2 protein-coding genes are annotated in these 1,437 nt (G+C 55.0%); one reads left to right on the forward strand and one right to left on the reverse strand.

The annotated features are described in order from the left end of the window. Nucleotides 1-48 precede the first annotated feature (48 nt). Nucleotides 49-312, forward strand: a complete 264-nt coding sequence (locus CW742_RS12940) for a rubredoxin (RefSeq protein ID WP_292421018.1) — start codon at nt 49-51, stop codon at nt 310-312. A gap of 198 nt (nt 313-510) precedes the next feature. Here the strand turns inward: CW742_RS12940 and CW742_RS12945 are convergent, their stop codons facing one another. Next, the gene (locus CW742_RS12945; RefSeq protein ID WP_292421021.1) at nt 511-1,386 is read right to left on the reverse strand and encodes a 4Fe-4S binding protein; all 876 of its coding nucleotides are present in this window, start codon (nt 1,384-1,386) and stop codon (nt 511-513) included. Nucleotides 1,387-1,437: the final 51 nt, after the last annotated feature.

The raw sequence follows: 1,437 nt of genomic DNA on the forward strand, positions 1-1,437 counted from the left end.
TAATAGAATTATGTTACCTGAATTCAGGACATACCCGAGGTTATCACGATGGACAAGTACGTGTGCACAATGTGCGGTCATATCTATGACCCGGCAGTAGGAGAGACCAAGGCATTTTCCACGATCCTCTGCAACACCGACAGGATGCAGGAATATGAGTGCAAGGTTCTGGCAGCAGATCCGATCCCGCCCGGGACTGACTTTTCAAAGGTCCCTGCCGACTGGCGCTGTCCTTCCTGCGGTTACCCCAAGTCCTACTACCGGAAGATAGAGGCCGAGACGCTCCGGGAAATGCGGACCATCGCTTACTGAAAGTATTTTTTCCACCCACCTTTTCTTTTCCCGCCGGTTGAAAAAATTTCGGGGACAAACCTGTTATCTGATGACCATCTTCGTGTTCCTCACCCCCTGATGAGTGTGTGCCGCACTTGGCAACGATGCACCAGGAGGCTGAACATTTACCGGCAGGAGAACGTGAGAGAAAAAAGATGGATGCAGGAAATCAGAACGTTATCCTCCGGTCATCTTTACGATAGTCTCCCGGAATTTATCAAACTCAAGATCGTCCAGCTGTTCCGGAAGCATGGAGTCCGTGGATGCCTGCCGGTAGATCCAGTAGATGATCTTGTCAACGACTCTGACGACTTCCTCCTGAGTCTTCACATCCACCAGATGCCGCCCGATCTTCGGGTGCCGTCCGCGGTGTCCGCCGAGCGTGATGCGGAACTCGGGGGGGGCGCCCTGGATGATATGGAAGGGGCATGGAAGGATACAGAACCCGCACTCCATACACAGGGTCGGGTGAAGGACAACAACCCCGTCGATAACTTCGATGGCCTTCTCCCGGCAGTAGTGGGTGCAGGTGCCGCAGCCAGTGCAGAGTCCCGGATCCCGGATCGGTTTCTGGATGCCCGTGATCCCGATCTCATTAAGCCTCTCGCTCTCACACCCGTTCGGGCAGGAGGAGATCGCGATCCTGACCTTGACCGGCAGATCCTTTGCGAAAAACTTCTTGTCAAGTTCCTCTGCCAGGGCAACGCTGTCGATGATGCCGAACTTACAGTTGCGGGTGCCCAGACAGGCCGTGATATTGACCACCTCCTGCCGTTCGGCACCAAGCGGGGTACCGTTCTTCTCCAGATCCTTGAGGAGGGGTTCGAGGACGGATGGGTCGACATGGGGCAACTCCATGGTCTGGCGGGTGGTCAGGTGAACCATCTCGACCCCGTACCGTGCGGCAATCTCCCCAAGCTCTTTCATCTGGCCGGGAGTGATCATACCGGCCGGCATACGGAGCCGGACGATGCAGAAATCCGGGTCACGCTCGGTAATGATACCGCCGCGGGTATAAAGGTCATGGTTTATCGGTCTGCGCTGGCGTGGCATAGCACCAGCTGTTTGATTTGTAAATGGATAGATGTTATCACAGTACTAATG

This window comes from Methanoregula sp., assembly GCF_002835825.1.
Taxonomy (GTDB): Archaea; Halobacteriota; Methanomicrobia; order Methanomicrobiales; family Methanospirillaceae; genus Methanoregula.

What these genes read in the sequence shown, in the direction of transcription:
- CW742_RS12945 (WP_292421021.1), bottom strand. Translation starts at nt 1,386, where the DNA reads ATGCCACGCCAGCGCAGACCGATAAACCATGACCTTTATACCCGCGGC.
- CW742_RS12940 (WP_292421018.1), top strand. Translation starts at nt 49, where the DNA reads ATGGACAAGTACGTGTGCACAATGTGCGGTCATATCTATGACCCGGCA.